20 protein-coding genes are annotated in these 26,085 nt (G+C 58.7%); 6 read left to right on the plus strand and 14 right to left on the minus strand.

From position 1 onward, the window contains the following. Positions 1 to 9 precede the first annotated feature (9 nt). The 8 genes from lysC to P4G45_RS03340 form a co-directional block, all read right to left on the minus strand. Complete coding sequence (gene lysC, locus P4G45_RS03305) at positions 10 to 1,413, minus strand: lysine-sensitive aspartokinase 3 (RefSeq protein ID WP_348269206.1); 1,404 nt, start codon at positions 1,411 to 1,413, stop codon at positions 10 to 12. 26 nt (positions 1,414 to 1,439) lie between these two features. Continuing rightward, complete coding sequence (asd, locus tag P4G45_RS03310) at positions 1,440 to 2,549, minus strand: aspartate-semialdehyde dehydrogenase (protein ID WP_348268261.1); 1,110 nt, start codon at positions 2,547 to 2,549, stop codon at positions 1,440 to 1,442. 122 nt (positions 2,550 to 2,671) lie between these two features. Continuing rightward, positions 2,672 to 3,487 (minus strand): carboxypeptidase regulatory-like domain-containing protein, encoded by an 816-nt coding sequence (locus tag P4G45_RS03315; protein WP_348268262.1) that lies wholly within the window; start codon positions 3,485 to 3,487, stop codon positions 2,672 to 2,674. A 25-nt stretch (positions 3,488 to 3,512) separates the two neighbouring features. Beyond that, the gene (locus P4G45_RS03320) at positions 3,513 to 4,553 is read right to left on the minus strand and encodes an isocitrate/isopropylmalate dehydrogenase family protein (RefSeq protein WP_348268263.1); all 1,041 of its coding nucleotides are present in this window, start codon (positions 4,551 to 4,553) and stop codon (positions 3,513 to 3,515) included. 11 nt (positions 4,554 to 4,564) lie between these two features. Next, positions 4,565 to 5,038 (minus strand): transcriptional regulator NrdR, encoded by a 474-nt coding sequence (gene nrdR / locus P4G45_RS03325; RefSeq protein ID WP_348268264.1) that lies wholly within the window; start codon positions 5,036 to 5,038, stop codon positions 4,565 to 4,567. Between the two features lie 48 nt (positions 5,039 to 5,086). After that, positions 5,087 to 6,151, minus strand: coding sequence for a lysylphosphatidylglycerol synthase transmembrane domain-containing protein (locus P4G45_RS03330; protein WP_348268265.1), 1,065 nt, complete (start codon positions 6,149 to 6,151; stop codon positions 5,087 to 5,089). 43 nt (positions 6,152 to 6,194) lie between these two features. Further along, positions 6,195 to 6,926 carry a lytic transglycosylase domain-containing protein gene (locus P4G45_RS03335; RefSeq protein WP_348268266.1) on the minus strand — a complete coding sequence of 244 codons (732 nt, stop codon included), beginning with the start codon at positions 6,924 to 6,926 and terminating at the stop codon, positions 6,195 to 6,197. 30 nt (positions 6,927 to 6,956) lie between these two features. Continuing rightward, positions 6,957 to 7,907 (minus strand): HAD-IIB family hydrolase, encoded by a 951-nt coding sequence (locus P4G45_RS03340; protein ID WP_348268267.1) that lies wholly within the window; start codon positions 7,905 to 7,907, stop codon positions 6,957 to 6,959. Between the two features lie 352 nt (positions 7,908 to 8,259). Between P4G45_RS03340 and P4G45_RS03345 the strand changes: the two genes are divergently transcribed. Next, entirely contained in the window at positions 8,260 to 9,624 is a 1,365-nt protein-coding gene (locus P4G45_RS03345) for an MATE family efflux transporter (protein ID WP_348268268.1), read from the plus strand. Positions 9,625 to 9,641: 17 nt separating this feature from the next. Here P4G45_RS03345 and P4G45_RS03350 read toward each other — a convergent pair whose 3' ends face one another. Together P4G45_RS03350 and P4G45_RS03355 are read right to left on the minus strand one after the other, a co-directional pair. Next, the gene (locus tag P4G45_RS03350) at positions 9,642 to 10,517 is read right to left on the minus strand and encodes a DMT family transporter (RefSeq protein WP_373694154.1); all 876 of its coding nucleotides are present in this window, start codon (positions 10,515 to 10,517) and stop codon (positions 9,642 to 9,644) included. A gap of 163 nt (positions 10,518 to 10,680) precedes the next feature. Then, positions 10,681 to 11,862 carry a glycoside hydrolase family 27 protein gene (locus P4G45_RS03355; RefSeq protein ID WP_348268270.1) on the minus strand — a complete coding sequence of 394 codons (1,182 nt, stop codon included), beginning with the start codon at positions 11,860 to 11,862 and terminating at the stop codon, positions 10,681 to 10,683. 123 nt (positions 11,863 to 11,985) lie between these two features. Between P4G45_RS03355 and P4G45_RS03360 the strand changes: the two genes are divergently transcribed. Next, positions 11,986 to 12,465: a DUF4188 domain-containing protein gene (locus P4G45_RS03360; protein ID WP_348268271.1), complete on the plus strand. Its 480-nt coding sequence runs from the start codon at positions 11,986 to 11,988 to the stop codon at positions 12,463 to 12,465. Positions 12,466 to 12,524: 59 nt separating this feature from the next. Here P4G45_RS03360 and P4G45_RS03365 read toward each other — a convergent pair whose 3' ends face one another. Beyond that, the gene (locus P4G45_RS03365; RefSeq protein ID WP_348268272.1) at positions 12,525 to 13,190 is read right to left on the minus strand and encodes an ATP-binding protein; all 666 of its coding nucleotides are present in this window, start codon (positions 13,188 to 13,190) and stop codon (positions 12,525 to 12,527) included. A 365-nt stretch (positions 13,191 to 13,555) separates the two neighbouring features. Between P4G45_RS03365 and P4G45_RS03370 the strand changes: the two genes are divergently transcribed. From P4G45_RS03370 to P4G45_RS03385, 4 genes are all read left to right on the plus strand, one after another. After that, on the plus strand, positions 13,556 to 13,759 hold the full coding sequence (locus P4G45_RS03370; RefSeq protein ID WP_020712649.1) for a cold-shock protein: 204 nt from the start codon (positions 13,556 to 13,558) through the stop codon (positions 13,757 to 13,759). Positions 13,760 to 14,202: 443 nt separating this feature from the next. Beyond that, positions 14,203 to 14,715 (plus strand): HAD hydrolase family protein, encoded by a 513-nt coding sequence (locus P4G45_RS03375; RefSeq protein WP_348268273.1) that lies wholly within the window; start codon positions 14,203 to 14,205, stop codon positions 14,713 to 14,715. Between the two features lie 140 nt (positions 14,716 to 14,855). Next, on the plus strand, positions 14,856 to 19,247 hold the full coding sequence (locus P4G45_RS03380; RefSeq protein ID WP_348268274.1) for a DEAD/DEAH box helicase: 4,392 nt from the start codon (positions 14,856 to 14,858) through the stop codon (positions 19,245 to 19,247). Between the two features lie 2 nt (positions 19,248 to 19,249). Further along, entirely contained in the window at positions 19,250 to 19,423 is a 174-nt protein-coding gene (locus P4G45_RS03385; RefSeq protein WP_348268275.1) for a DUF5522 domain-containing protein, read from the plus strand. Here P4G45_RS03385 and P4G45_RS03390 read toward each other — a convergent pair. From P4G45_RS03390 to P4G45_RS03400, 3 genes are all read right to left on the minus strand, one after another. Then, positions 19,420 to 20,331 carry a tetratricopeptide repeat protein gene (locus tag P4G45_RS03390; protein WP_348268276.1) on the minus strand — a complete coding sequence of 304 codons (912 nt, stop codon included), beginning with the start codon at positions 20,329 to 20,331 and terminating at the stop codon, positions 19,420 to 19,422. The two genes, P4G45_RS03385 and P4G45_RS03390, sit on opposite strands and share 4 nt — an antisense overlap. 65 nt (positions 20,332 to 20,396) lie before the next feature. Beyond that, positions 20,397 to 22,580 (minus strand): VWA domain-containing protein, encoded by a 2,184-nt coding sequence (locus P4G45_RS03395; RefSeq protein ID WP_348268277.1) that lies wholly within the window; start codon positions 22,578 to 22,580, stop codon positions 20,397 to 20,399. A gap of 24 nt (positions 22,581 to 22,604) precedes the next feature. Continuing rightward, positions 22,605 to 26,060, minus strand: a complete 3,456-nt coding sequence (locus P4G45_RS03400) for a TonB-dependent receptor (protein ID WP_348268278.1) — start codon at positions 26,058 to 26,060, stop codon at positions 22,605 to 22,607. Positions 26,061 to 26,085: the final 25 nt, after the last annotated feature.

Raw genomic sequence — 26,085 nt, forward strand, 5'->3', positions numbered from 1 at the left:
TGTTCCTTCCTACGCCTTGACCGCAATTGGAGCCCGAGCTGCTACGTCGAATATGGTCTCATCCGGATTCACAAAGAATCGCTTGTGCAGACTCCGCACGGCCTCTTCGACATCTTCTTCGTCGATCATAAAGCTCATGTTGATCTCGCTCGCACCTTGCGAGATCATCCGCACATTGACATGGCTCACCGCGCTGAATACCTGCCCGGCGATACCGTTATGTCCGCGAATATCTTCACCCACCAGGCAAACCAGCGCCTTGCGGCCCTCGTACTTCACATCGGCAATCTTGCCTAGCTCTTCGCAGATCTCCGGTAGCCTCTCGTTCGAGTCCACTGTCAGCGAGATGCTCACTTCGCTGGTCGAAACCATATCGATCGCGCACTTGTATTTGTCGAAGACATCGAAAACTGCCTTCAGATATCCATGCGACATCAGCATTCTGCTGGCGACGACGTCGATGATGGTCAGCCGCTTCTTCGCAGCAATGCTCTTGAACGGACTGGCGCACTTCGGGGCCAGCGCCGTGATCTTCGTTCCTTCGTTCTCCGCGTTGCGCGAGTTCAGCACCCACACAGGGATGCTCTTCTGAACCGCAGGCAGGATGGTCGCAGGATGCAGCACCTTCGCTCCAAAGTAGGCCAGTTCCGCCGCCTCTTCAAAGCTGATCGTCTTTACCCGCAGTGCATCCGGGCAGATGCGAGGATCGGTCGTCATGATTCCATTTACGTCCGTCCAGATCTCGATTGCGCCCGCGTGCATTCCCCCGCCAACCAATGCCGCAGTGTAGTCGCTGCCCCCACGGCCCAGCGTGGTCGTAATGCCTTCCTTCGTCGCTCCAATAAATCCGCCCATCACCGGCGTCTGTCCCGCCTCGATCAGCGGCAGAACGAGTTCGGTCAGCTTTGCTTCAATCGCGTTCTCCTGCGGCACTGCCTTGCCATAGTGTGCGTCGGTCACGATGCAGGTACGGGCATCGACATGCGCGCCCTGCAAGCCACGCTGTTCGAATGCAGCCGCAACCATGCGGCTCGACAGTCGCTCGCCAAAACTCACCACCAGATCGTTGGTGCGCGCCGTTAGTTCACCCACCGCAGCGATACCGCGGAGCAGATCGTCCAGTGCATCGAACTCGTGGTTGATGGTTTCCTGCAACTGGACAAACCGTTCGCCGTCAAGCAGGTCGGCCGTTGTATCGATATGCCGATGGCGCAGTCTTGCGCTGATGGCCAACGCGCCCGCTCTGTCGTCGCGTCCGGCAGCCGCAGCGGCAGCCAGCAACTGGTCGGTCACCTTGGCCATCGCCGATACGACGACGACAGCTTCCAGCCCGCGCTCGCGACGGCCGCGAACGATGGCGGCAGTGCGATCAATGGCCTTTGCGTCCTCAACCGATGTTCCGCCGAACTTCATCACTACAAGTTGTTCACGTACAGTGCTCACGCCATCACCGCCACAGCCGGCGTTACAGCTACATCTAACTTGTCCAGCTTACCCAGCAAGGCCAGGACCTCCGCATTCAACACGGCAGCTCCGGCAGCTCCACGAATCGTATTGTGCGAGAGCACAACGAACTTCCAGTCCAACAGGCTGCACTCGCGCAACCTGCCGACAGTTGCTGCCATGCCGTTGCCGCGCATCTTGTCCAGTCGGGGCTGCGGACGATCCACCCCGTCGTCGTACTCTACGGGCTGCGATGGAGCCGTTGGCAGATGCTGTCCCTGCAGGGGCAGAAATTCGTTCCAGGCCGCAAGAATCTCTTCCCGCGTAGCTTTCTTCCTGAGCTTGATGCTGACGCACTCGGTATGCCCATCCTCGACGGGAACGCGGTTGCAGTGAGCGCTGACCTTCGCATCCAGCATCTCGATTTTTCTGCCGTCCAGCCGCCCGAGCAGCTTGCCAACCTCTTCCTGCATCTTCTCTTCTTCGTTTTTGATAAACGGCACCACATTGCCCATGATGTCCAGCGAAGGAACGCCGGGATATCCCGCTCCGCTCACCGCCTGCATCGTGCTCACGAAGAGGCTCTCGATACCAAACCGTTCTTCCAGTGGTTTTAGCGCCATGACAAGCCCAATCGCGCTGCAATTCGGATTCGTGACGATATAACCGCCCTTGCCGCCGTTTTCCCTGCGCGAGGCCTGGGCTTCGATCAAAGCGAGATGATCGGCGTTGACCTCTGGAACGACCAGCGGCACATCCGGCGTCATGCGAAAGGCGCTCGAATTCGAGATCACCGCGCAGCCTACAGCGGCAAACTTCGGCTCCAGCTCGCGTGCAATGTCCGCGTCGAGCGCCGCGAAGATAATCTTCGGCAACTCCCCAACTGTACCTTCGGGCACATTCGGCTGCATCGTCATCGCTGCAATATGCTTTGGCAGCGGCGTATCCAGCTTCCACCGGCACGCGTCGCCGTACGTTTTGCCTGCGCTGCGATCGCTCGCAGCCAGCCACGCAATCTCAAACCACGGATGATTGCTCAATAATTGAATAAATCGCTGCCCGACCATGCCGGTCGCGCCCAGAATTCCAACTTTGCGCCGTTCCATATCTTCAAGAATAACGCGGCGCAGCCACAACCGTCACACGGACTTTGATCTGTTGCCGCTCTTGAGGCGGTATTTTGACGCAACCCGGCCATAAGTGGCTAAACCGCGTGTTCCGGCTGTCCCTACTTCTTGATTGAGTAAGTAAAGTTAGCCGTCTCCGTCGCATGGGGTTTGACCGTCACAGTCATGGTCTGCTCACCCATCTTTTCGTGCACAACCGCCAGGGTGTAAGTCCCGGCGGGCAATCCCTTGATCTCAAAGCGCCCATTGGCATCGGTTACAGCGAAAAACGGCGTGGCCGAAACATTGATAAACGCGTTCATCCACGGATGGTTATTGCAGCGCACCGGCATCATGACCTCAGGGTCAGGAAAACTCCTGACCTCCGGCGCGCCCTTCGGCCCCTGCGAAACATCGATCTCCTTGTTGGCGGCCACGGTCGGTATGGTATGGATGTTATGCATCGTCCCGTCTGAATTGCGGAACTCCACCGAACCGCCCTGCATCAGGGCAATCACATGCGGCACATATTTACAGCCAATCTGGTCCAGCACTACAGGAGCCGTTGTGGTGGCAGGAGCCGACATGGCCGCAGGAGGCCCGCTTTTGACATAGACATAGACGTTCGCCAACTTGCCATCGTGCACGACATACTGCTCGGCGAAGTTATCGCCGCCCATCATCGAACACACCGGGTCCTGACTCATATCAATGCGGATACGCTCCGGAGCTTTTCCAGAGAAATGCACGGTTCCGCTCACATCGCCCAGCGTCGCAGGGTCAAGCGGCACGGCACTTTGAACAGGCGCAGGTGCAGCATTTGTGCTCGCAGTTGTCTGACTCTTTTGAGCGGGTGTATGTGGCTTGCACCCAGCCAACCCAGCCACCAACCCACTCGCCACTACTCCAGTCATCAACCAACCGAACACCTGCTTCATCCCAACCACTCCTATGCCTGATTTTTTATGCCAATACTGCTTGTGGCATCTCCATCGCCGCCAACACTGCGTCCGCAAACGCCTTCGTTCCGCTGGTGCCCCCAACATCTTTCGTTAGAGTCTTGCCTTCGCGATACACCTGCTCCAGCCCGGTTTGTACGCGGTTGGCCGTCTCGCTCTCACCAATGTGGTGCAGCATCAACACCGCGCTTTGCATCAACGCCGTCGGATTCGCCATGTCTTTTCCTGCAATATCTGGAGCCGAGCCGTGCACCGCCTCAAAGATCGCGCATTCCGTCCCAAGATTCGCCCCCGGTACCAAGCCCAACCCACCCACAAATGCACTGCACAGGTCGCTCAAAATGTCGCCATACAGATTCTCTGTCAGCAGAATGTCGTACTGATACGGATTCATCACCAACTGCATGCAGGTGTTGTCCACGATATGTTCCGCATAGGTGATCTCCGGAAAGCCCTCGGCCACCGTTCGGCAACATTGCAAAAACAGGCCATCTGAAAGCTTCATGATGTTCGCTTTATGGATGGCGTGAATCTTCTTCCGTCCATGCTTGCGTGCGTAATCGAACGCAAACTTCGCAATCCTCGTCGAACCCTTCTCCGTAATGATCTTCAGCGCCTGCACCACTCCCGGCACTACGATATGCTCGAGCCCGGCGTACAGGTCTTCCATATTCTCCCGCACGATGATCAGGTCGATATTCGGATAGTTGGTCTTCAATCCGGGCAGGCTCTTGACCGGGCGGAAGTTGGCAAACAATTCGAACTTCTGCCGCAGCGTAACGTTGATCGAAGCAAAGCCGCCGCCAATCGGCGTCGTCACTGGACCTTTCAACGCCACACGATTCTCTTCAATCGAGTCGTACAGCGCCTTCGGGATGTACTCGCCTGTCTTCTCGAATGCGTCTGCTCCCGCCGCATGGCGATGCCATTCAAAGGCCACGCCAGTCGCAGCTCCCGCCGCCTCGACAACACGTACTACCGCACCCGAAACCTCCGGACCAATACCATCGCCCGGAATCAAAGTAATCTTATGAGTTTTCGCCATATCTCTTTCCGCTATCGCCGTTTCTTCTGGTCTTTACCGTTCAACAGCTCTTCCAACTCAGCCTTGAACTCGCGCACATCTTTGAAGTCCCGATACACACTCGCAAACCGGATATAAGCGACCGTGTCGATGTCTTTCAGACGCTGCATGATCTGTTCGCCTACCTCGCTGGTCGAGCGCTCGCGCTCCGGCGAGTCCACCACATAGGCCTCCGTCTCATCCACAATCTGCTCAAGTTTTAGGGCGGAGACCGGGCGCTTCTCGCAGGCATGAAGAAGACCGCTCAACACTTTTTGGCGATCGAATTTCTCGCGGCGGCCATCTTTCTTCACCACCATGTAGGGGATTTCATCGATCCGCTCGTAGGTTGTAAACCGCTTGTGGCAGCCTTCACACTCGCGTCGGCGGCGGATAGAATCCGCATCCTTACTCTCTCGTGAATCAACGACTCGATCCTGGGCAAAACCACAGTAGGGGCACTTCATCGGAATAATTCGATTCTAGCAGCGAGCGCACAATGAGACCGACCGTGTCTATCCGTGGTCGACGTTGGTCTCCAGTATTTCTGGCTCTTGCCCGGCAGCTTCACTCTCGCTCGCGATCTTTTTCAGGTTCACATGCTCCACTCGCGAATACACAAGCCCAGTCGGGATGATGCAGAGGAACGTCACCACCAGCAGCATCGCTCCACAAGCCGTAGCAGCCTCGATCGGAGCGCCATAAAAAGCATGCATCGCCGCTGCGGTTACGGCAATCTGCGTAAACCAACCGATAATCGGAAGCTGCAGCAGCGACCCGCCAATGCTGGCGGCCATCAACAGCATAGTTCGCGAAAACGTAAGGCTGGCAAGCTCAGGTGTCTGAACAAACGCATGTGCCGTCTGCATATACGCCGTGCCAATCATTGCCCACATCGCCAGCGAAAGGAGCGCCGCAACGCCGAAATCACGCATCGACGACAACGCATTCAGGCCGTCACGGAACCCGAGGATCTTGGTTGCAATGCTTTCGCCCACTGGCTTTGAGAGCCGTCCCAACGTGGCTCGCGCGAAACCAGCCACCATTGCGCCCGCTACCCGCACGGTGATTGCAAAAACAGCGATCACAACCGTCAGCCCCAGACTCAGCACACCAGCGCGCACGAAGACTTCGTGATGCGGAAGATCTTTCGGAGTAAATGCCAGCGCGCTCGAAAAGATAACTGCAGCCGCCCCAAGGTCGAACATTCGCTCAATCGTATACACCGCGACCTGTGAACTCAGCGGCAACGCCACACGCCTCGACACCAGGTATGGCCGGGTGAGATCGGCGAGCCGGCCAAACAGCGCCACCGCCGTAAAACCGATAAACTGCGACCCCAGCAGAGCATGGGCAGGCACTTTTTTTGTCGGCGATAGAAACACAGCCCACCGCACCGAGCGCAGCCAGTAGGTGCCATAGATGAGCGCGATGCCCGCCCAGATGTGGATCGCGCTTACATGCCGCAACTGATGCCAGAACATTGGCCAGTCAAAGTGCACTTTATTACGGAACACAACAACGATCACTGCAAGCACAACAACGATCGCAATCCACACTATTCCACTACGCTTTTTCATCGTGTGCTCTCTCTGGCTGACTGAATGGTGATCTCCGGCAACGCTACTGAGCCCGTGCCACAAGGGTCATCTGTTTGCGCCGGTTGAACTCGCGAATCACTTGTGCCACGTACTCCCTCGTCTCACGGTACGGTGGCACTCCGTGGTATCGGTCGACCGCCCCCGGCCCAGCGTTATACGCCGCCAGCGCCAGCGCGATATTGTCGCGATACCGGGTCAAAAGCTCATCTAAATATGCCGTCCCGCCAGCAATGTTCTGGTCTGGACGGAACGCATCCTGTACACCCATCTCGCTGGCCGTCGCTGGCATTAACTGCATCAGGCCTCGCGCTCCTGTCCGCGAGACAGCCCGTACATGCCCGCCGCTCTCGGCCTTCATCACGCTTGCCAGAAGATCCGTGTCAACGTGATGCATGGCTCCAGCATGGGCCAGCATCTCGTGCATCTCCGCTTGGGTTGGTGTGGCATCGCCGGGCGTAGATGCCGGAGTCTTCGTCTTAGCTAATGGTTGCGGTAGGTCAGCAACCGTCTCAACGCGGACAATCGCATCTGCGGCAACCTCAAGATAACTCGTGTCTGTGCTGGCGGAATCCACTGCCGGATTTTGCTGAGGAAGATAAAGCCGGATCTTATTGCCAACCGCTTCCTGGCGCACACAATTCAGCTCAAATCCATTTCGCAGGGTTACATGCTCAGCCGCATGCGCCAGCGGGCATACCATCCCCACTACCGCCAGCATCATCAACCGAGGCTGCATCCTCTTTAGCCGCATCATATTAAAGCCTATCACCGCCCCCAGCGAAAACTAGGTTGTGCGTGACAAGGTCTCAGCCAATACCGCCTCAATCGCTTCGGCCACTCCATCCTCATCGTGTCGTCGGCCCACAAACCATCCCCGTTCCACCGCGGTCTGCTTCAAATCATCAGGAGCGTTGCCCATCAGCACCTTATGCCCAGCCATCTCAAGCATCGAAACATCGTTCCAGTTGTCTCCGATTGCCAGAATCTCCGTTGCTCTCACCCCACGCTTTGTAGCCAGCCGCAGCAGCGCCGCCCCTTTGCTGCATCCTGCTGGCAGTATGTCCACAATACTTAAGTCTCGCTCCGGATACTCCGTCCGGTGCAGTGCGACCTCGCTGGCCGTATGCTCCTGCGGATTCACGCCCACTGCTGACACACCCGGATGCTCCAGCAACCGTGCTTCCGCTCGCCGCATCCGCTCGATCGTCCCGCACAGCATCATCTGGATGGGTGCCTCGCCCTCCAGCGATCGCTCGATCGGTGCCACCTGGGCGATGTAGGGTTCATTGGCAGCCATCCACTTACCGATGCTCCCGTTCAACTCCTCTAAATGTTCGACCACGAGAGAGCCCCGTGCGTCTTCTCCATCTGTTCCCACCGTGTCGAACGTGATCACCAATGCATTACGAAACTCATCAATATGGCCGCACAGCCAACGTGACGTCTCTATCTGCATCTGGTTTCTTTCCAATAACGCGGCGCCTATAGTGCGTGTGACGGTGCCGTTTGAGCTGATCAGCACATTTTCGTCCCTCAGTCCCAGCCCTCGCAGTTGCCGCATCGCATAGGAGTGCCTCCGGCCCGTGGCCACCACAATCTCTACGCCAGCACCCTCCGCTGCTTGCAGTGCGGCCAGATTACGGGCGCTCACATGGCCATCTGTGCCCAGCAGTGTGCCGTCCATATCAATCGCAATCATGCGGACGGGGTGGGATCTTTGACTGTCGTTTTGCATTCGCTCCCCTTTAGGCAATCCAGTACCATCGTACCCATGTCCAGTCTCTCCTCGCTTGGGTGCTCTCGCTGTCATCATGTATCAGTAGATACTTCGCAGACCGTTTGTCCTCAGTGCGGTGGCCCTCTCTCTGTTTTCCAATACATGGACGACCTCGAACAAGCAGCGAAGCGCGAAGAAATGCTGAAGCGTCATCGCCTGCCTACGAGCCTGCCGGTTGGCGGGATCATTACTCCTCAGTAAATGGAGAATGCTGCCCGTCGTGCGGTAAATCCGGTGAGAAAGCAGCACCATTTCAGATGGTGCGAAGAACCCGCCGCCGCTTCTGTGTCTAATCCGCATCGATCGAAAGATGTCTATCCGTCGCCAAATCCGCCCGCTGCTCACGCTTGCGATTCCGCTGGTGGCGGCCGAACTGGGCTGGATGACCATGGGCATAGTGGACACCATGATGGTGGGGCACATGGCGTCACCCGCGCTGGCCATCTCGGCGGTGGCATTAGGGCAGATTCTTTACAACACCGTGGCGTTCGGCATCGCCGGGGTGCTGCTCGGTCTGGACACCTACCTCAGCCAGTCCCACGGTGCGGGGCGCTACGATGAGGCCAACCGCTGGCTCTACCACGGCCTGATTCTTGCCGCCGTATTGGCCATTCTGCTCTACGTCCTCGTCGCACTTGCGCCCATCATGCTGCTTCGGCTGCCTATCGATCATGGAGTGTTGATAGGAGCGGTTGCGTTTCTCCGCGCGCTGAACTGGGGTACGCCGTCGCTGTTTCTCTACTTCGCGCTGCGGCGATATCTCCAGGCCTTCAACCATGTCCGTCCAATCGCCGTGGCCTTGATCTCAGCCAATCTCTTCAACGCCCTTGGCGACTGGCTGCTGATCTACGGACACTCCTGGGGCCCGGTCCATATTCACGCCTTTGGCGTAACGGGATCGGGACTGGCGACCTCCATCTCTCGGCTTTACCTCGCCCTTTTTCTGGTTGCAGTGGTATGGCGTGTCGAAGACCGCCACAACTACGGCCTGCGTTCGATGCTGCGTCATATCGAAACCTCGCGGCTGCGACGGCTCGCGTCTCTGGGCGCACCGGCGGGCGCCCAGATCTTTGTAGTGGTCGCTATCTTCGGCACAGTCACCTTTTTGATTGGAACGATGGGCCCGCTGCCGCTCTCGGGCCATGAGATCGCCTTGAACTGCGCCAGCTTAACGTTTATGGTGCCGTTTGCGATCTCGACGGCTGCTGCCGTCCGGGTAGGGCAGGCGATTGGGCGCAACGCACCAGCCGAAGCCTCTGCTGCGGGGTGGGCTGCGATTCTGCTTGGCGCTGGGTGCATGGCATTTTTCTCGGCGATGCTGACCCTGTTTCCCCATGCCATCGCTCACGCCTTTACCGAAAATAGTGCCGTGATCGCCGCTACGATTCCGTTTCTGCTGGTCGCCGCCGCCTTCCAGTTTTTTGACGGCCTTCAGATCACCGCGACGGGAGCTTTGCGTGGGGCAGGGAATACTCATGCGGCACTGATTGTGCAGCTTGTGGGTTATTGGGTGATTGGGCTTCCGGTGGGATATCTCCTCGCCTTCCGGTTGCACTATGGAGCAGTGGGGCTGTGGCTGGGGCTTTGTGCCGGATTAATTGTGGCTGGGTCGACGCTTACCTTCATCTGGCGGCTGACGACGCTGTCAATTGGGAAGAACGCTCTCGCGGGATGAGGGAACCGGCGACCCTGTCAGGTGATGGGCAATTGCTCGCGCACCCGGGTCCGGGAGCGAGTGGTCAGCAAAATGGCCGCCCCTAGAATCAGCGCGCCGCCGGCCCAGGCATCGGGTCCCAAATGTTCGCCCAGCACAATGACGCCAAGCAGGCTGCCGATCAGCGGCTCCATATTGAGCAGCACGCCCGCCTGCGACGCCGGGACCTGCGTCAGTCCCCAGTTCCACAACAGCGTCGTAGTTGCGGTGCAGAGCAAACCGCTGGCTGCCAGCGCCAGCCACACCTTCATCGATATGTGAGCCACAGGAGGCAGGCCATACTCCAGCGGCACCCAGATCAGCAGCATCGCCGTGCCCAGCGCCAGCCCGTAGGCCGTGATGACGATATGCGAATGGTGCTCCATAAGCTGCTTGTTGAAGAGAATCCAGAAGAGCGCAATGAACAGGGAAGCGACAATCAGCAGGTCGCCCGCCAGCGATGAACCGCCCGCGCCCGCGTGGTGGCGGCCGCCGAGGGCGATCATCGCGGCCCCGCAGGTAGAGGCGGCCATAGCAATCCAGCCGACGCGATCCATTCGCTCATGCGCGAAGATCGTGGCGCCCACCGCGAGGATCACCGGCATCGTCCCGACCATCAGTGCCGCATGGCTTACCGTGGTCATCGACAAGCCATAAAACTGAAGCAGGAATTGCAACGGTACACCGAGGAAAGATGCCGCCAGCAGCACTCCCCACTCCTTCGTGTTCAGGTGCGGACGGTGGGTGATGAGCAGCGGCAGCAGCGGCACCATGCCGAAGAGGAACCGGTACAGCACCATATGCGCGAAGTTCATCTCGACGAGCGCGATCTTGCCGAAGAAAAAGCCGCAGCCCCACAGGGAGCTTGCAAGCATGCATGCCGCGAATCCTAGCGCTCGTCTTTGATTGGGATGGGGGCTGCGGTGGGGCATACTTCCACTTTCGCATAGAAGCACCGGACGCTGATTGGCAATGGCCAATCAGCGTCCGGCACAGGCTTAACGTAGCTTCAATGCATTCGCGCCACTACCCGAACGCTTATTTACCAACGATCAGCAGAGCCGCACCATGTTTGGGCAGCGTCTCGACGACGACGCCCGAGCGATGCCCCAGGTCTTTCTTCTCCCACACGTCACGCACGCTGCCGCCGTTTGGAAATCCAATCTGACCCAGGTCCACCGAAACCTCGCGAACGCTCCAGCTCCGGTTGAACAGCCCCACCGCCACGCGTCCACCGCTCAGCGGCTTGGTCCAAACATCCAGATCGCCGCTCTCATACAGGCGATCGCCCTGCTTGCCCAGCGAATCCTGATCGATGGCAATCGCGTCCTTATTCATCAAAAGACTTTTATCCGCCTCGGTCATCGTGCTCAGGTCGTTGCCCGCCAGCAGTGGCGCAGCGAGAATTACCCACAGGCTCATGTGCGTCTTATATTCGTCCGCGGTCATCTTGCCGTTGCCGATCTCAAGCATGTCCGGATCGTTCCAATGCCCCGGCCCCGCATACTTCGACAGCCCCGCCTGACTGAACCCAATCGCAATCATCCGTCCGTAGGAGTCATCGATATCGTCGGTGGTCCGCCACATGTTCGCTCCCAGCCCCGGCCCCCACTTCCACGGCTGATCGACCCCATACTGGCAAAGGCTGTAAACAATCGGACGGCCCGTAGCCTTCAGCGCATCTCCCATCTTTCGGTAAGCGGCAATCATCAGATTGTTCGCAGCATTCGGGTCATTCGGATGCTCGGCCTGCGCTTTGTGCATGTTGTCCTGAAACGAGCAGAGATCGTACTTCAGAAAATCGACGCCCCACGAAGCGTACATCTTCGCATCCTGCTCCTCATGGCCAAGGCTCCCCGCATACCCGCCGCAGGTCTTCTCTCCCGGCCCGGAGTAGATGCCGAACTTAAGCCCCTTGGAATGGATGTAATCGCCCAGCGCCTTCATGTCGGGGAAGCGTTCATTCGGATGCAGAACGCCCTGCGCATCACGCTTGCCCTGCCAGGTGTCATCCACGTTGACGTAGACATAACCCGCATCGCGCATACCCGTGCTCACCAGCGCATCGGCCGCCGAGCGCACATCGGCATCGGTCACATGAGCGGCGAAGTGGTTCCAGCTATTCCACCCCATCGGTGGCGTGGCGGCGAGCTGCGTCTGGCTAAAGGCCGGAGCGACAGAGAGAAGAAGGGCACACAAGAGGCTGGCAAAAAGTCGCATTTATAGAGGCTCCTGAAATCGGTTACAAAGTCGCGTCTAAGCATACAACGCTGAACCCTTCCTTACTCGGTACCATCCAATAAATCGTCTCGTCCGTTACGGAAACATCTCTGCCGGAATTCTATGAGCAAAGTCTTCCCAGGCCGCTATACCGCCCAGATCGAAGGCTCCTTCGTGGTCTTCCTCATCGGCATGCGTATCAACCGGCTGCTGGCCTTCAACAAATGGATCCCTACCGCCGCAGCCATGGGTCCCATGCTTCGTGAGCTCTACGCCAATCCCGACTCCGGCTTCCTCGGCGCACACACCTCCGTCTACTGGCGTGGAGTGATGGTCACGCAATACTGGCGCAGCTTCGACCATCTCATCGCCTACGCCCAGGCCCGCAACGCAAATCATCTCCCCGCGTGGACAGCTTTCAACCGGCGCGTCGGCACCGATGGCACCGTCGGCATCTGGCACGAGACCTACCAGGTCGCCGCCGGACAATACGAAACGATCTACAACAACACTCCCCGCATGGGCCTGGCCCTGGCTGGAGCCCACATTCCTGCCACTGGTCATCTGCGCGAAGCCCGCTCCCGTATGAATCCCGGCAACTAACGCTCACCCGCTCTTCAACGGACTTGCCTCCAGCTCTGAGTTCTATCCATTCTCCAGCTTCAATCCCATTTCACTAACTCCGCATAGACAAACCCATCCCGCTCCACCCGCTCTCCAGCCTCCACCCGAATCTCTTTCGAAAACATAGGCCCCGCCCAGCAGAACGAATGGAATTCGCCATTCTCCCCACACGGGTCGACCCCATCCGGCAGTTCGGCCAGCAGGGAAGCATCCCACTCCCGCCCCGCAAACTCCGCCGGAACCTTTCTCGGATCGACGCACGTCAGCCGCGCTCGCAGACCGCCCGCCATCATCTCCTCTGCCAGCGTGTCCGTCGGAATCCCCCACACCGGAAACACCGGCTCCAGTCCCGTCCCCGCCAGCTTCGCCACGCGGTACGCCCGAATCTCTTCGAGGTACAAATCCCCGAACGCCACCCCCACAAAACCCTCGCTCACCGCCCCCTCGCACGTCGCAGCCATCCGCGCCTCATACTCCTCATTCGAGCAGGGAAACGGCAGGTCCACCTTCCACAGCGGCAGCCCGGCCATCTCCGCCTGTCGCTCCAGCAAATCCTCGCGAAACCCATGGATGGCCACGCGTCGAAACCGCTCATTCACCGTCGTCAGCAAACCACCTACCTCGAACTCACCAGTCTGCCGCAGCAGATGAAGCGCCCACGCCGAATCCTTGCCCCCGCTCCAGCTCAAAAGAATCTTCTTCATCCCTCTATCAAACCATGCACCGCCTGCGACAACTCTGCAGTCTGGATCTGTCCTCTTTGAGTTGACGCGGCTGCTACAATTAAGACAGAGAACAGTAGACGGCTGCACGGTAACCCCGATGCAGCCATTTCTACGTTAGCGGCATAAGTTTATTGGAATGAACATTTTGTCCGTAAGCCATTTGGAATGAAGACTTTGAGTATTAAGTCTTTTATTTGCAATACTTTGGATACTTTAAGGGGGAAGGGGGGCCCCACTTGAGACCGGGAGCCAAAGCCTCTCGGCGCGAATTTTCCCCTTAACTCTCTGTGTACCTGCTAACATCAAGCTGTCGGCGAAATATCGCCTGCAATCAGGAGCATCAAATGGCAAACGGAACAGTAAAATGGTTTAACGACGCAAAAGGCTTTGGCTTCATCACCCCGGAAGACGGTGGCGAGGACCTCTTCGCGCATTACTCGGCAATCAACTCAAGTGGCTTCAAGTCCCTTCAGGAAGGCCAGCGCGTCACCTTCGACATCACGACCGGCCCCAAGGGCAAGCAGGCTGCGAACATCCAGCCCGCCTAACCAAGGCCTTTACCCGAAACAAAGAGATTAAAGACAATGGCTGCAGGTGGAGCGAAAGTTCCACTTGCAGCCATTTTTTGCGAAAGCCACAACCTGCCCGAATAGCCGCGGGCGTCAAACGAGGTCGAATAAAGTGCAGCCGGTTTCCATGAATATGCATATAATCTCAGCGTTATGCAGACCTCTTCAGTGATTCACTGCAAAGAATGTCACTCCTCCAACACAACGCGGTCGACGCGTAAGACTTTCTTGGAGCGCGTGGTCCTGTTGCATCTGGGGCTATATCCATGGAAGTGTCTGACCTGCAAACATCGCTTCCTGGCGCGTAACCGCGGGCCACGAAAGCCGAGCGTCGAGGTCTCCAGCTAAGTGCTGGAACGTTATCTGGGTGAGTAAGATAGCTCGGATAGTCTGCTTCGAGAGACGCAAGGTATCATCTTTAGATGACTGCTGAAGACCGCGCAAAAAATATCAAAGTCCTCATCTTCGACGTCGATGGTGTCCTCACCGATGGCCAGATCTTCGTCATCCCCGGCCCTGACGGTCACGGAATCGAAGCCAAAGGTTTCGCCGCCCACGACGGCCTCGGCATCTCGCTCGCGCGCCTCGGCGGCCTGCGCATCGGTATCATCACCAAGCGCCAGTCGCAGACCGTGGCCATTCGCGCCAACGACCTCAAGCTGGAGTTCATCTATCAGGGCCAGTCCCACAAGATGAACGCGATCAACGAAATTCTCGCTAAGGCCGGCATCACCATCGATCAGCTAGCCTATGTCGGCGACGACATCATCGATCTTCCCGTCATGCGCGCCTGCGGCCTCTCCATCGCCACTGCCAACGCGCGCGAACAGGTCAAAGCTGCGGCTCACTTCATCACGCTAAACCCGGCGGCAGCGGCGCTGGACGCGATGCCGTCGACTTCATCCTCACCGCTCAGGGCACACTCGACAAAGTGATCGAAGAATACCTCGACGAGAGCAACTCTGCCGCCGCCGCCGCGGACGTCGGCACCGGTAACATGTAGATAAGCAAGGAGCGGGAAGCGGGCAAGCTGAAGGCGAACAAAGGCCGAATAGATCCGCGCTACAATCACCCCATGCTGCCTGCCGAAATCCCCGCTCCTCTCGCCTGGGCGCATCCTGTCACGGCTGAGTGGTTCGTCAACAAATTCGGCACCGCGACCGAGCCGCAGGAACAGGGCTGGCCCAGCATCCTGGCGGGCAACGCCACACTCATCTCCGCCCCTACCGGCAGCGGAAAAACCCTCGCCGCTTTTCTCGTCTGCATCGACCGGCTTCTTCGTCAGGCCATCGCCGGAACGCTCGCTCCCTGCACGCAGATCGTCTATGTCAGCCCGCTCAAGGCGCTCTCCAACGACGTCCAGAAGAACCTCGACCAGCCTCTTCGCGAGATCCAGCAACTCGCGCTCGAACGTGGCTACCTCTCCACCGAAATCCGCACCGCCGTTCGCACCGGCGACACGCTGCCCAAAGAGCGTGCCGCAATGCTGCGAAACCCGCCCCACATTCTCGTTACTACGCCTGAGTCTCTCTACATCTTGCTCACCGCCGGAAAATCGCGCGAGCATCTTCGATGCGTCAACACGGTCATCGTCGACGAGATCCACGCCGTAGCCGACGACAAGCGTGGATCACATTTAGCTCTCTCACTCGAACGACTCGAAGCCCTGGTCTGCGGAGAGAACAGACTCTCCCCCGGAGCATTCCTCACTGGCCTTTCTACGCCGCCACTGAGAATCGGCCTCTCCGCGACGCAAAATCCCATCGAGCTCGTAGCCAACTTCCTCACCGGAGTTCACCCCTCCCGCAAGCCCGCAACCATCATTCAGGTAGGCCAGCGCCGCCAACTCGACCTCGCCATCGAAGTCCCCAGCGACGAACTCGGCTCTGTCACGTCGACGGCGATGTGGGAAGAAGTCTTCGACAAGCTCGCTGCCCACGCCCAAAATCACCGCTCCACGTTAGTCTTCGTCAATACCCGCCGCCTCGTAGAAAAAATTGCGTTTGCCCTGGGCGAGCGCCTGGGCAATGAGCACGTCGCTGCGCATCACGGCAGCCTCTCGCGCAACCTCCGCCTTGATGCCGAGCAGCGATTAAAAAGTGGGCAAATAAAAATACTCATCGCTACCGCGTCGCTCGAACTCGGTATCGACATCGGCGACATCGACCTCGTCTGCCAGATCAGTACCACTCGCGCCGTTGCCGTCGCCATGCAACGCGTTGGTCGCGCGGGCCACTGGCGCGGAGCCATTCCCAAGGGCCGTCTCTTCGCTACTACTCGCGACGATCTGCTCGAACAGGCTGCGCTCATCCGCAAGATGCGCGCAGGAGAACTCGATCAGCTTGAAATTCCGCCTCAGCCCACGGACGTTCTCATGCAACAGATCGTCGCCTGCTGCGGTGCGGAATCTTGGGAAGAAGACGAGCTCTACGATATTCTTCGCCGCGCTTATCCCTACCGCGAGCTGACCCGCTCGCGCTTTGACGAACTCATCTCCCTGCTCCACGAGGGCATCGAATCCAGCCGCGGCCGCTACGGTGCCTATCTGCTCCGCGACGGCATCCAGCAGCATCTCCATCCTCGTCGCGGCGCACGCATGATCGCCATCTCGAACGGCGGCAGCATCCCCGACGCTGCTCTCTTCAGCGTCATCCTGCAACCGGAAGGCGTGCAGATCGCCACGCTCGACGAGCACTTCGCCATCGACTCCAGCCCAGGCGATGTAGTCCTTCTCGGCAACACAAGCTGGCGCATCCAGCGCATCGAAGCCGGAGGGCGTGTCCTCGTCGAAGATGCTCACGGCGCACCTCCGACGCTGCCGTTCTGGTTCGGCGAAGCTCCGCAACGCACCGCCGTTCTGTGCGACGGCGTTGGCGAACTTCGCGAGCAGATCTCCGCCCGCACCCCCAATGTCGCGCCCGGCTACATCTCTCCCGCTCAACCAGAAGTGGCAGCAACCACCGCATGGCTCATGGAGGAGTGCGGAGTCTGCGCCAGCGGAGCCCAGCAACTCATCGCCTACATCGTCGCGGGACGTGCCGTTCTGGGGGCGGTCCCGAGCAAGACCACCCTCATCGCGGAGCGCTTCTTCGATGAGGGCGGCGGAATGCAGCTCATCCTCCACGCACCCTTCGGTGGACGCATCAACAAGGCCTGGGGACTCGCTTTGCGCAAGCGCTTCTGCCGCGGCTTCAACTTCGAACTGCAAGCGGCGGCTACCGACAACGGCATCAATATCTCGCTCGCCGAACAGCACAGCTTTCCGCTTGCAGACGTCTTCCAGTTCCTCACCGAGCAGACTGTAAAAGAACTTCTCGAACAAGCTGCCATTGCCTCGCCCATCTTCAAGACCCGCTGGCGCTGGGCAGCCGGGCGCAGCCTGCAACTGCTCCGCTTCTCAAAGGGCAAGCGCATCGCCCCGCAAATTCAACGCACTCGTTCAGAAGATCTTCTCGCAAATGTATTTCCGCAGGCTGCTGCGTGTTTTGAAACCATCGTCGGCGACATCCAGATTCCTGCCCATCCGCTCGTCGATGAAGTGATGCAGGATGTCCTTCAGGAGGCGATGGATCTCGAAGGTCTCATTGAAGTTCTACGCGGAATCAAAGACGGAACCATTCGTTGTCTCGCCGTCGACACTCCCGTACCGTCTCAATTCGCGCACGAACTTATCAATGCCAATCCTTACGCTTTCCTCGACGATGCCGGACTCGAGGAGCGCCGCGCCCGGGCCGTCTCGCTGCGCCGTACTCTTCCTGACAGTGTTCTCGAAGAGGCAGGCAAGCTAGACCAGAAGGCCATCGACGAAGTGCGTCGCGAGTGCTGGCCCGACCTCCGCGACGAGCACGAGCTTCACGACCTCTTGCACTCCGTTATCGCGCTTCCGCTTCACGTTCTCGATAATCCTGAAACGCGGCACTGGCCCATCTTCTACGAGCGCCTCACCCAAACCGGACGCGCCCAGACAGTAGACTGTGCTGGAATTCACTGTTGGGTCGCTGCCGAGCGTCTTCCCGGGTCCCACGCTCTTTGGAGCGACACAGAATTAGAAACTAATTTAGTTACAAAAGAGCAGTCGCTGAAGCAATGTGTTCAAGGATGGTTACAAATACTGGGTCCCACGACTGCCAACGCCTTTGCCCAGCGTCTTGCGCTGCATCCTGCCGAAGTCTTCCAGGCTTTTGTCGCGATGGAAATGCAAGGCCTGTTGATGCGAGGCGCCTTCGAGCATCCCAAAGCATCAACAGACCATGACATCGAGTGGTGCGAGCGCCGCATACTGCAACGTATTCACCGCCGCACGCTCAGCACCCTGCGCAAACAGGTCGAAGCCGTTACTCCCGCCGTCTACATGCGCTGGCTCCTCGGCTGGCAACATCTCGCTCCCCAGACCCAACTCAGCGGCGAAGAAGGCGTCCTCGAAGCCCTCCACCAACTTGAAGGCTTCGAAGCCCCGGCAATCGAGTGGGAGCGCACTCTCCTCCCCGCGCGCGTCGCCAACTACGATCCTCGCTGGCTCGATGCTCTGTGCCTCTCCGGCGCCGTCGGCTGGGGGCGCATCTCTCCACATCCCGCGTGGGCTATGGGAGACGGTTCAGCTCCGCGCCGTGTCATCCCCACCAATGCCGCTCCCATCACCTTCTACGTCCGAGAATCCGCCGACTGGCTGCCCCACGCGCTCGCGCAGCAGTGCATCGAAGAATCAAAGCTCCAGCAAGCCCTCAGCCCCGAAGCCCTTCAGGCTCGTACGCTCTTGCAGCAGCGCGGAGCCTGCTTCTCCAACGACATCCAACGCATCCTCAATCTCACGCGGCCACAAGCCCAGCATGCCCTCTGGGAACTGGCCACGGCCGGTCTCGCAGCAGCCGATGGCTTCGACCAGCTACGCATGATGATGGATCCGCGCCGAAGATCCATCGTCGCCGAAGTCCCCGGCAAACGCGCGACCCGCAGCTCCGCCGGACGCTGGTCCCTCCTCTGCGAGGAGCTCCACGCCGCTCCCACTGCAATCGAACAGGCCCGTCGCACGGACAGCGCTCTTGAATCCGCAGCTCGCATGTTGCTCGCACGCTACGGTATCCTCTTTCGCGATCTTCTCGTCCGCGAATCCAATGTTCCTAAATGGCGCGATCTGCTCGGCATCCTCCGCCGCCTCGAAGCCCGCGGCGAAGTTCGCGGCGGCCGCTTCGTCTCCGGCTTCGGCGGCGAACAGTTCGCCCTTCCCGCTGCCGTGGATCCTCTCCGCGCCGCTCGCAACCGCGATTGCCTGGCAACCATCACCGTCGCCGCTGCCGACCCCGCCAACCTTGCCGGCATCATCGTTCCTGGCGAACGCGTTCCCGCCATCCCCGGCAAACATCTCATCTATCGCAACGGTAGTCTGCATGTTGAAAGCAGCGAAGCAGACATACCAGCCGCTCTGCTGCCCATTCCCGCACCCACAGCACCCGTTCTAACCTTGTTTTAGCGATGCCAGACCAGCCCAAACCTAACGATTCCTCGTCATTCGACGATCCTGAGGCGCCGCCGCTTGCTCCCGAAGACTTTTATTACGAAGGCCCCTTCCTCGTCTTCACTGCGGCCTATCTGCTCAAGCGCGGCTACTGCTGCAATAACAATTGCCGCCATTGCCCTTACCGCTAGTGTTGAGCTGCAGGTAACGGCGACAGACCCGCAGTGCTGGCAGTAAGCGGCTGATGGCCAGTGCGGAGTGCCTCAGCATTATGCACGAGCAAGAGCACCCGCGGGTCCTTGCTATACTTCCCGAGCAGATCGTCGTGTCGCATCGCCTCCAGTACATCGAAGCCGCCCTCGCTCGCCGTCGTCAGGTAATGCAGCATATTGGCTTCATCGCCATGCTGTGCATAGAGTCGCGCAAGCTCATAGCAGAAGCGCGCATGGTCCGCCGGTGACAGCATCCGCATCGTAATTCCGCCAGGCCCGCCACGATGGACCATCAACTCTGGGTCGAGCTTCAGAGCAACGTCAAACTCCTTGCGCGCGCCCTCAAAATCCTTGCTCTGAAAATACGCCGTACCCAGATTGGAGTGAAAGGGCGCCGAGTCTTTCCTCAGCTTGATCGCCCGCTTGTAGGCGGAGATGGCGCGTCCATTGTCCCCTTCGAGATACTCGACCGCTCCGAGATTGTTCCATCCGTCGGGGTCCTTTTTTTTCAAATGCACGACCCGCTGGAAGAATGCCCGCGCGACCTGGGGATTTCCTATTTCCAGCTCCGTCACCCCCATCTTGTTCAGGATTTGGATCTCATCGGCCCCGCGTTTCAGTGCATAGGCATAGTAATCCAACGCGTCTTCGGGGAATCGTCTCGCCCGGAGTACATCGGCTGTCATCTCCAGCCGCTCCGGAGAAGCCGTCGCCGGATCGGCAAGATGCGCCTGTATCAGCGGCCACTGCGGGTCCTCATGCTCTAACGCGAGAGCCGTCGCGTGGGTCGGCACATTCTTCTGCGCAGACAGGGACGGACAGACCACAAAAACACTCAAGAGAAGTAGAAGGGAAGGGAGACGGAAGAGGCGGACTGGATAGCCCATGGCATGCCTCCACGAGATACATCCAAATCATCCGCTTCCGTTAAACCCCTGTCAATAGGCATTACTTATGGCGTTGGCGACGTTCCTGACGGCGTTTTTGTCAGCACCGCCGCAGTCGAAACGGGTGCCGGGGCCTGCACCTTCAACGCCAGCCGAGGAAAGCTGAAGCTGCCGCCGGCGTCGTCAATCACGTTGACCTGGCAGACGTAGGTGCCCGGTTTCAATTGGGTTAGCGGCACATCGAACTGAAAGCCCACCGCATCGCGCTCCGGGATATTGATCGCATTGGCCACGATCAGCGGCGTCTCGTACACTTTCACGCCGTTGCTCATAAACTCGATGCTCGTCAGTACCCGTACCTGCTTGCCCCCGCGTCGCTTCAACCCAGTGGTCTCCGTTGGAGCCGCGCCGCCCTGCTGCTTCGCCGGGTCATACACCTCATACATGAAGTAAAGATGCTGGTCTTGCCGGAACACATGAGGAATATTGGGAATCCACTCCACACCATCCCGCACCAGCGGATTCTCTGCTTTCTTCGCCGTATTAGGTGTCCGTTGACTTGCCAGCACAATCGAACTTAACTTCAACGGACTCTTGCGCATGTCCGGAACCTGAATGTCGGTCTCAAAGCTGCCCATCCGGCCTGTCTCATTCTCCCGCACCACAAACTTCAGGTGATACCGTCCCGGAGCAAGCGTGAATCCGGTGGAGTATTGAATGTTCTTCCGCTGCACCTGCTGCGCTGAATCGAGCGCCAGCTTCACCGTGTCACGAACATTCCCCACAACGATTCCCTGGGCGTCCTTCACCTGCCCCATTACGTCGATGTTTGCCTTGTCGCGATCGCCATTCTTTACAAAAGGAATCTGCGACCCAGGGACAATCAGCGAAACCGGAATGAAAAACCTGTTGTCCTCCAATCGGAAGTACAACGCCTGCAGATACACCGCAACGTCAGTCGCCGGCAGGTCGCTCCGCATCTGTTCGGTCAGTGCCTGCTCGCGATCTTCAGTCTTCTGGTGTTTGAAGTCCGCTGGTGCATAGTATCCCGGACGATAATCCAGCTTCACATCAGCGCGATTCAGCTTCACCGTCAGGTGCCGGTAGCTTCCATCGCGCGCCGTATTGGTGGAGTGAAAGCCGACAATGTAATAAGCCTCGGTGTCATGTTGAATCTGCTGAAATGCCGGGGCAAAATCGTTCGAATCAAAGAACGCTTTTCCGCCCGTATCGCTTGCCAGAGTCCCCAGCGTCTCCTGCGATCCGAAGTTCGCATCCAGATTGCTCTGCATCGCTCCGCCGCTATATGCAGCCGTCCCTCGCAAGCTTCCTGTCGATGCACTCCCCACGGGTGGCAGCGCCTCCAGCCCGCGCGAATCCACGCTGTAGATGGCCATATTCGCCTTCACCGCTTCATTGGTAGCGGCCCTCATGCTCGCCTGATTTTCAATGCCCTGTCGCGTCAGACCGCCGCTGAAATACAGCAGACTCTTCCGTTGGTCGACCTTCTCCAGCGACTTTGCAATGGATCGAATCGCATACAACTCGCGATCCGTGTTCAGGGAGTTGTACTCACTGTCATCTGCCGTAAAACTCGACGCATCATCCGCCGTCCCGCCCGAGTTGCCGCCTTCATTGCCATTCGCGAGGCCCGTTCCCTCGGTGCCGTTGTACTTGCCTACGGCTTTCAGTAACGCCGCCTTGTCCGCCGTAAAATCCTGATCCATGCTCAGCGACGTATCCAGGCTCACTACCGCCACCAGATCAGCAGGCTGCATCTTCTTGTTGATGTAGTTCTGCGCCGCCTCCACCGCACGGTCGATGTCTTCCGGCTGCATGCTGCTCAGGTCGAAGAACATCACGATTAAGCGATGGTCCTTCAAGGCTCCGGGCTCGGATGCAAAATCTCCATTCAGTAACTGTGCAACGGTAGCTCTTCCAGCGACCGTCGTCTTCTCGTGCAGCACCGCCGCCTCATCTACATTCTGATAGTCGAAGCTGGCAATCTTCTGCGGCTTGCCATTCTCCAGAATCGTGAAGTCGCTCGCCTTCAGCCCCTTCACGACCTCACCAGTCTTCTTGTCGCGCACCACCACGTTGGTCAGCACAATATCGCTCTGCACCTTCAGCGTAAAGGTCCCAGCCGAACTCTGCTGCTGCGCCAGCGCAGACGTTGCCGTCAGCACTGTCGCCAGTACCGCCGAATAATTGAACCAACGAGCTATTCCCAAAACCCTCTTCACGTTCATCGCTCCCATCACGAACGCCAGCCTTTAGAACCGGTACCGCGCAAATACGGTGAGCGAGCGCATCGGCGCCGCGCCGCGTACCTGTCCAAACGTGGGCGAGTTCAGCGTCGTATCGATCCCCGAGTACTGCACGATATTCAACGCGTTCGCTGCCGTCACCCTTGCCTCAAACGACCGCGTCTCGCCCAGCGGAATAGTGCGCGACAGCGAAGCATCCACGACCATCGTTCCCGGCCCTTCGATTGAGTTGCGCGAAGCCGTGCCGAACTCCCCCGCAGCAGGAGCGGTGAAGGCCGCCGCATTGAACCAGTCGCCAATCCTTCTTTCGCCGCTGATCGGCGCGCCGAAGTTCCGGTTCGGGCGCAGTGAATTGTTGGAGCCCGTGGCCGTCTCCTGCACCGTCAACTGATAGTTCGGCGTGTAGTATGGCCCGCTCGCAAAGGTGAAGTCTCCCGAGAGAGAAAAACCATCCGTCACCTTTGACCACACACCACCCTTCGTAAAGAACATCCGGTTCGGTCCAAACGGCAGTTCGAACACCCAGTTGCCCGTCAGCTTGTGGCGAACGTCGAAGGCGCTGTTTCCTTCCTCCGCATTCAGGTCATTGTCATTCTGCGCTACGGTCTGCGATCCACCGCCGATCGACGAAGCATTATCGATCGAGTGTCCATACTGATACGTCGCCTGCAGAGAAACGCCTTTCTGCAGCCGCTTACGCACATTCACGCGCAGTGCTTCAAAGCGCGAATACCCAAGCGAGTCCTCATAGTTGAACGCCTGCGCCCCCGGAATCAGCAGGCCTGTAGCCGTCCGATTCGGGGCGCGCACCATGTCGAGGTTCCCGCCCTTCGATCCGTCGTAACCCACGTTTGCCACGATGCCAAGCGGCAAAGTCCGCTGAATATCCAGGTCCCATATCTGCACATGTCCCAGGCGATAGTCCCGGTTCGCACTGAAGTTATTCTGCACCGGCGCCTTCGAGCAGTTGAACGCGCCCGCCAGCGTAAACTGCCCAAAAGTCCCACATCCCTGCTGCCCGGCAATGTTTGTCTGCGTCACCGCAAACGGCTGCTGGTTGGCCAACTGCTTTGCAATCGTGCCGTATTGGCCTGTGTTGTAGTTAATCCCGTAGCCGCCGCGTACCACCGTCTCTTTCAAAAACTTCAGCTTCGGCCGGTACGCAAACCCAAACCGCGGCGAATACATCGAGCGGTCAGGATTCACAAGCGATCGCGGAAAGCTGCCGCTGTACGTCCCTTTCTGATCCGGCTGCACCGCTTCCACCGCCGTAAAGTTGGCGTTGTGGTCCAGGTTCACCAGATGGTTATTCTTCTCCACATACGGAGAGAAATACTCATAGCGAAGCCCAAAGTTCAGCGTCAGGTTTGCCAGCACCCGCCAGTCATCCTGCGCATACCAGTCGAAGACATTTGCCCGCAGATACGTCTTGCTCAGTCCAGCCTGCACCGAAGCCTGTTGCGGCATGCCCAGCAGAAAATCCGCAAATCCCGATCCGCTCGCAGGCACGACCGGGCAGGTCACACTGGCCGAAGCCGTGCAGTCGCTGGCAGGATTCTGTGTCGCATACCCCGTAAAACTGAACGAGCCCAGCGGCGTGACCTGTGTGCCTCCGATGGTATCGGCGTGGACGCGGCGAATATCCACGCCATAACGCATGTTGTGCTTCTTCAGTCTGTAGCTCACAAAGTCGCTGAACGAGATCGTCTGATTGATCGAGTTATTCGGAGCCGTATTGCTCAGCCCGGTAAAGGCGTTCGATCCGCCGAATGACAGCGTCGGCACGCCATAGTAAAACTGGTTCGATTGAATTGTGGAATTACCCACCAGCACGCCTGCCTGCGCTCCAGGATTGACTGCCCCGTTCGTGAAGTAATTCTGCGTCGTCGCGTGCGAGCGGTTCCAGTTGATGGAAGCATTGTTCGTCAACTTTCCATAGCCGATGGTGTAACCCGCCGTCACACCATATCCTTCAGAGGCCGTCGTCCCACCCAGCGGTAGAAAGATGTTCCGGCTATCGCTGGCGCTGTGCGCATAGCTTCCATTGAAGTTGATGTTCTGCCGCAGCGTCTTGGGAGCATTCGCCGCTGGTCGCCGCATCATGGCAAATCCACCCTGCCCGAAGTTCCTCACATAACGCAGCGCGGCCGAAGTCGAATTCTGCCCCGCGTTCGTCACCGTCTGATAATTGTTGCGCTCGCTCGCATTGGGAACATTCGGTGCTGGATAGTAGTTCAACAGCGCCAGCGCCTGCGGCGAGATTGGTGTCACAGCGTTCTTGAGATTGTTCCCGGGTATCGGCTGCTTCGTCGCCGGGTCGTATAACGTCTGTCGCAGTGCAGAGAAATCGCCGTTCCGCTCCGCCAGCGTCGGCACCGTGCCATTGAAGATCTCCGGGTTGATATTCCGCTGCCCCGTCACGTTAAAAAACACAAACTGCTTTGTACTCGCCTTCACCAGTCCCGGGATAAAGGGTGATCCTACAAAGCTCACACCAAACCGGTTCGACATGGACGACGGCTTCACCACCTGTGCTCCAGGCTCACCCAGCGCCTGTGCCACCGAGAACGGTGCGGCATTCAAAGCTCCATTACCGCCCTGATAAAAGATCGCTCCATGGGGCTGCGTCGGATTGAATCCGCGAAAGCCTCCCCCACCACCACCACCGCGTCCACCGCCACCGCGTCCTCCGCCCCCACCGCCGCCGCCTGGACCTCCCATCATTCCGCCCAGCATCCCCACAACCGCATTCGCCATATCCCCCGCAGCCCCACCCTGCGCCCTCGCTCGTGCAACAGCGTCTTCCACTCGCTGCCGAATCTCGTCTTCATTGAAGTTCGCCAGCCCATTCGTCTGGCCCACCTGCCCGCTCACCGCAACCGAGTCCGTCGCCTGGTCTCCGCTTCCCAATCCGGATAACGTCGGCATCTGAACCTCCGCATTGCCTGTACCGGCACTGGCATCCGACAAGTTGTTGTCGCCCGTCACGCTAAGAGCCTGTGTTCCCTGTCCCTGTCCCAGCCCCGATCCCGCAGTCCCAGCTTGCTGCGCCTCTGCGCGCGCCACACGCGAGGCCAGCTGCATTGCAAACGTTGCAACCTGTTCCGGCTTGCCACCCTCCAGCAAGACTTCCTTCGTCTCCACCGCAAATGCCGCCAGCTCCGCCTTCACCACATATCGCCCATTGCGCGGAATTACCATCTCGAACGATCCCGCAATGTCGGTGGTCGTCGCATATTTCTTTCCCGTCAGCGTATTGGCCGCCGTCACCGCAACACCGGGCAGCGGCACGACTCCCGCCTTCACCGTTCCCTTAATCGTTCCTCCACTCGCCGCTTGAACCGTGATGGCAGCTGGAGCTGGATCCGCAGCCGGTGCCCCCGCCGTCTGCGCCAGGGCAGACAAGCCAATCCCAGGCAGCATCCCCAAGCCCAACATCGTCCATCGAATCAATCTACGCACTTCAACCTCGCCTCAGCGCCACCAG

The sequence above is a fragment of the Edaphobacter paludis genome, assembly GCF_039993895.1.
GTDB lineage: Bacteria > Acidobacteriota > Terriglobia > Terriglobales > Acidobacteriaceae > Edaphobacter > Edaphobacter paludis.

Coding starts and splice junctions, on each gene's coding strand:
- lysC (WP_348269206.1), bottom strand. CDS start 1,413: ATGAAGTTCGGCGGAACATCGGTTGAGGACGCAAAGGCCATTGATCGC.
- asd (WP_348268261.1), bottom strand. CDS start 2,549: ATGGAACGGCGCAAAGTTGGAATTCTGGGCGCGACCGGCATGGTCGGG.
- P4G45_RS03315 (WP_348268262.1), bottom strand. CDS start 3,487: ATGAAGCAGGTGTTCGGTTGGTTGATGACTGGAGTAGTGGCGAGTGGG.
- P4G45_RS03320 (WP_348268263.1), bottom strand. CDS start 4,553: ATGGCGAAAACTCATAAGATTACTTTGATTCCGGGCGATGGTATTGGT.
- nrdR (WP_348268264.1), bottom strand. CDS start 5,038: ATGAAGTGCCCCTACTGTGGTTTTGCCCAGGATCGAGTCGTTGATTCA.
- P4G45_RS03330 (WP_348268265.1), bottom strand. CDS start 6,151: ATGAAAAAGCGTAGTGGAATAGTGTGGATTGCGATCGTTGTTGTGCTT.
- P4G45_RS03335 (WP_348268266.1), bottom strand. CDS start 6,926: ATGATGCGGCTAAAGAGGATGCAGCCTCGGTTGATGATGCTGGCGGTA.
- P4G45_RS03340 (WP_348268267.1), bottom strand. CDS start 7,907: ATGCAAAACGACAGTCAAAGATCCCACCCCGTCCGCATGATTGCGATT.
- P4G45_RS03345 (WP_348268268.1), top strand. CDS start 8,260: ATGTCTATCCGTCGCCAAATCCGCCCGCTGCTCACGCTTGCGATTCCG.
- P4G45_RS03350 (WP_373694154.1), bottom strand. CDS start 10,517: ATGCTTGCAAGCTCCCTGTGGGGCTGCGGCTTTTTCTTCGGCAAGATC.
- P4G45_RS03355 (WP_348268270.1), bottom strand. CDS start 11,862: ATGCGACTTTTTGCCAGCCTCTTGTGTGCCCTTCTTCTCTCTGTCGCT.
- P4G45_RS03360 (WP_348268271.1), top strand. CDS start 11,986: ATGAGCAAAGTCTTCCCAGGCCGCTATACCGCCCAGATCGAAGGCTCC.
- P4G45_RS03365 (WP_348268272.1), bottom strand. CDS start 13,190: ATGAAGAAGATTCTTTTGAGCTGGAGCGGGGGCAAGGATTCGGCGTGG.
- P4G45_RS03370 (WP_020712649.1), top strand. CDS start 13,556: ATGGCAAACGGAACAGTAAAATGGTTTAACGACGCAAAAGGCTTTGGC.
- P4G45_RS03375 (WP_348268273.1), top strand. CDS start 14,203: ATGACTGCTGAAGACCGCGCAAAAAATATCAAAGTCCTCATCTTCGAC.
- P4G45_RS03380 (WP_348268274.1), top strand. CDS start 14,856: ATGCTGCCTGCCGAAATCCCCGCTCCTCTCGCCTGGGCGCATCCTGTC.
- P4G45_RS03385 (WP_348268275.1), top strand. CDS start 19,250: ATGCCAGACCAGCCCAAACCTAACGATTCCTCGTCATTCGACGATCCT.
- P4G45_RS03390 (WP_348268276.1), bottom strand. CDS start 20,331: ATGGGCTATCCAGTCCGCCTCTTCCGTCTCCCTTCCCTTCTACTTCTC.
- P4G45_RS03395 (WP_348268277.1), bottom strand. CDS start 22,580: ATGAACGTGAAGAGGGTTTTGGGAATAGCTCGTTGGTTCAATTATTCG.